Origin of the sequence: Streptomyces sp. MMCC 100 (assembly GCF_041538145.2) — a bacterium.
Classification (GTDB): domain Bacteria; phylum Actinomycetota; class Actinomycetes; order Streptomycetales; family Streptomycetaceae; genus Streptomyces.
In genome coordinates this window covers 1-3,432 of sequence record NZ_JBGORK020000016.1, presented here as the reverse complement: position 1 = coordinate 3,432, position 3,432 = coordinate 1, and the positions used below count along the sequence as shown (strand labels likewise).

General features: G+C 62.8%; 3 protein-coding genes and 2 pseudogenes. 2 read left to right on the top strand and 3 right to left on the bottom strand.

Features of this window, described 5'->3' with window-relative positions:
• Nucleotides 1–78 (bottom strand): annotated as a pseudogene (locus ABS735_RS38650) (IS5/IS1182 family transposase); the annotation flags it as partial.
• Between the two features lie 223 nt (nt 79–301).
• Nucleotides 302–916, bottom strand: coding sequence for a hypothetical protein (locus ABS735_RS38645; RefSeq protein WP_016325287.1), 615 nt, complete (start codon nt 914–916; stop codon nt 302–304).
• Between the two features lie 200 nt (nt 917–1,116).
• Between ABS735_RS38645 and ABS735_RS38640 the strand changes: the two genes are divergently transcribed.
• On the top strand, nt 1,117–2,124 hold the full coding sequence (locus ABS735_RS38640) for an abortive infection family protein (protein WP_234308252.1): 1,008 nt from the start codon (nt 1,117–1,119) through the stop codon (nt 2,122–2,124).
• Nucleotides 2,125–2,168: 44 nt separating this feature from the next.
• Entirely contained in the window at nt 2,169–3,098 is a 930-nt protein-coding gene (locus tag ABS735_RS38635; protein WP_046247951.1) for a DUF4238 domain-containing protein, read from the top strand.
• Between the two features lie 210 nt (nt 3,099–3,308).
• Here ABS735_RS38635 and ABS735_RS38630 read toward each other — a convergent pair.
• Nucleotides 3,309–3,432: pseudogene (locus ABS735_RS38630) on the bottom strand (tyrosine-type recombinase/integrase); the annotation flags it as partial.

The window sequence follows — 3,432 nt, the reverse complement described above, 5'->3', positions numbered from 1 at the left end:
CCTCCCGAACTGCACCTCGGTCAGACCCGCAAACGGCTCGATCCACTTCGGATCATCTGCTGAGATCACCCCACCCATGCCCGACCAACGCACCAGCCGCACCATTGGTTACGGGACAACCTCTAGGAAAAGCATGGGAGTCATGGTGGGCTCGCGATCCAGAGATTCTGTGCGACTACCTGTGCAGGAGCCGTTCGGGTTCGGATATCGGATCTCCCCGCATGACAGCGGGCAGTCCTCGAATCGCTCCCGAGTTCCGGCAAGAGGGCCGTGAACGTGCGCGACGTGCTGTTGGTCGTCATCATGACGGCGAGGACGCGGCGTCTTCTTCTCGCGGGTCGACGTTGACGGGATCGTGCATGTGCTCAAATCGCCGCCGCTGACGCTCCTCGTGCCGGGCCACCCTGGTCTGCTTCTCCACAGTCTGTTCGGAGACGGGCGGGAGGGCGTCATGGCGGATGTATGCCGCTAGGGCGTCGACCATGTCCTTTCTCAGTTCGCCAAACCAGCGGATCGCGAAATGGTGCCGGACTCCGGCAGCCCGGTAGCGGTTCGCGAGCTGGAGATGAAGCGTTACCCGCTCACGAACGTCCCGGTTTGGAATACGGGTGACGGCCAAGTCGGTGTCCTTCAGGTGCCCGAACACGGTGTCCAGATACGGCAGTCTTTCGTCTGTATGCGCTGTAACGACGTCATTGCCCCCGACGGTCTCCAGAAACGCACCCAGGGCGATCAGCTCGTTCAGTGCCTTTTCCGCCGCGGCCTGACCGATCTCCAACAGACGGGCTTCCCGTGCCAGAGTCTTCTGGTGCGACAGTGTGAGCCATACACCGCCGAACGACGCGGCGCCACCTATGAGGGCACCGCCCAGGCCACTGATCAGTCCTACCAACGTCTCCGTCTGCACGGCGATCATCCTGCCGGAAAGGGGGCCTTGATTAAGCTGATTCCGGCAGGTCCTTACGGCGTTCGTCAGTGATGCCCTTCCTCGTATGCCAACGCCAGATCTTCCATGTGCTCCGAGTAGAGCGTCTCGACCCGCCGGGCACGGGTCAGGCCTACTCCCTCGGGCGGAAGCTGTTCGTCCTGGACCAAGGCCCCCAGACAGTCCAGAGCGTGATCACAGAGATCTGTGAGGACCTGAGGCGATCCCTCAAGAGCAGGCTCCGAGATGTCGGGCCAGGCTCTGAGCACTCCAGGAAAGGCCATGACGTTGCCAGGGGTTACTCGTACCTTCAGACCATGACCGCAACTGCCCGGCGCGAGCTGGTGAGTCCAGCGTCTCGAAACGCCGTCCGCTCACTCGCCACGTCTCTGACCGTCCGTATCGTGTCCGAGCTGTGGGAGAACCAGGGCTTCGCCCCGATCCCCCCGGAGGAGCTGAAGTACCAGGACCCCGGCCAGCGGCGGACTGAGTTCATGCTCTACGCCGAGGGCGTGGACTGGTCCGACCCGGACCACGTGCGTCGCGCGCTTCTCGTGTTCGAGGACTTCCTCCGCAAGTACGACGAGGAGACGTATCAGTGGAGGCACGAGTCTTCGTCAACGCCCGATGCGTGGCGCGAGGACATCCGGGTCCGGCTGGAACGGGATGGACTCGTACTTGACGGAAGCGGCAAGATCACGTGGAGCGCGCCGCCTGTTCTGGCCCGGGACCTGAGTACGCTGAATGACCCTTCGGGCATCTTCGTCGAGTTGGAGCGCATCCGCCGGGACTTGACGACCGACCCTCACGGTGCCATCGGGGCAGCCAAGCAGCTCATCGAGGCGACGGCCAAGACGGCTTTGCGTGAGCTGGGTGTCGCTATCGACAAGAACGCTGCGCTGCCGGCTCTCGTCAACACGGTGCAGAAGGCGCTGAAGCTCGATGCCGGCTCTGCTCCCGACGGGCCCGACGGCAGCAAAGCTGTGAAGAAGATCCTCTCCGGCTCGGTGAACATCGCCGTGGGCGTTGCCGAGTTGCGCAACCAGGGCTTCGGAAGCGGACACGGAATGGCTAGTGCCCCGTCAGGACTCGGGGTCCGTCATGCCCGGCTGACGGTGAACGCGGCCGTGACGTGGTGCGAGCTAATCCTTGACACGCTGGCGGACCCGGCCGCTCCGTGGCGTAGGGGCAGGGGCTGATCGTGGGAAGTACTAAGAAGGGTCTCAAACGGAACAACCACACTGTGCCGAGGTCCTACCTGGAGCGTTTCGCCGGTCAGTTCATGCAGGTGTCCCGTCTTCGGTTGGAGGATGGCGTCTGCAAGTCTGAACCCATTAAACGGTCGACGGTGGTCAGGGATTTCTACCTCATGGAGACTGCTGACGGGCACTGGTCGGACGCAGCGGAGGATGCGTTCGGAGTGATCGAGAACGGCGGCATCCATGCGATCCGAGCAGCCGTTGACGACCGACTCTGGCCATTGCCGGGTGAGCACCGTGCAGCCCTCTCGGCATGGGTTGCGCTTCAGTATGTAAGGGTCCCGGCCATCCGGCAGGGTGGTGACGAGGTGGCGGACTTCGTGCTCAAGCTGAGTGTGGCGGTCAATGGCAAGCCGCGAATACGGCGGATTCTTGCAGAACGTCTGGGGCGGCCCCCGACGGAGGAGGAAGTCGATGGGCAATGGGAGAAGCTCACGGACTTCAACTCCTACAAGGTCAAGCAGCACTCGAACAGGCACCTGAAGCTCATCAAGGAATTGGTCCCCAAGGTGGCCGGGCACTTCTTCAATAGTGCTTGGTGGATCTGCCGCTTCGAGAGTGAAGCACTGCTTACGGCTGACTGCCCCGTGGCCCTAGTCCCAAGAGCTGGTGGCGAGGACGACGGCGTTGGCCTTGCGACAGCCCAGATGTTCCTGGTTCCCCTGGACCGCCGCGCGGGACTTGTGATCCAGAACTGCCGAGGGGCGGACCGCCAGTTTTCACCAAGCGGGGAGATCGCGCATACGTTCAATCAGCAGCTCGTGCTGAACGCTCACCGGAGCGTGTTCCATCACCCGGACGACCAGCCGCTGAAGGGGTTGCACATTCCTGGTGTCAGGGTCAGTGAGATCTCGATCGAAGCGGATCTCAAAGAGTTCCTCCTGCCTGAAGGGTGGCGAGGCGGCAAGGCCTGATCACCTCCGCCGCACACTGGCTCTGTTGCCCGTGCAGAGGGGCAGTTCGAGCCGGCGGGCGAAGTCACACCAAGTCCAGGGCGCACCGACGGTCCAGCTTGCTCGTGCTGCAAGCGTGGCAGGCGTGGTCTTCGTACCAGTGTCAGGGCGGGCCCTTGGCGGCCCATGGAGTGGACCATGCCTGCCTCTCAGAAACCTTTCCACAGGCTGTTATGCGGTGAGGTTGTGGTTGAGGATCTTGGCGGCTTTGCTGATGGAGCCGGGCATGAGGTGGCGGTAGATCTTGAAGGTGATCTCGATGGTCTTGTGGCCCATCCACTCGGCGACGTCGGTG

Excerpts from the sequence above, each read along its gene's own strand:
- ABS735_RS38645 (WP_016325287.1), bottom strand. The coding sequence starts at position 916 with ATGATCGCCGTGCAGACGGAGACGTTGGTAGGACTGATCAGTGGCCTG.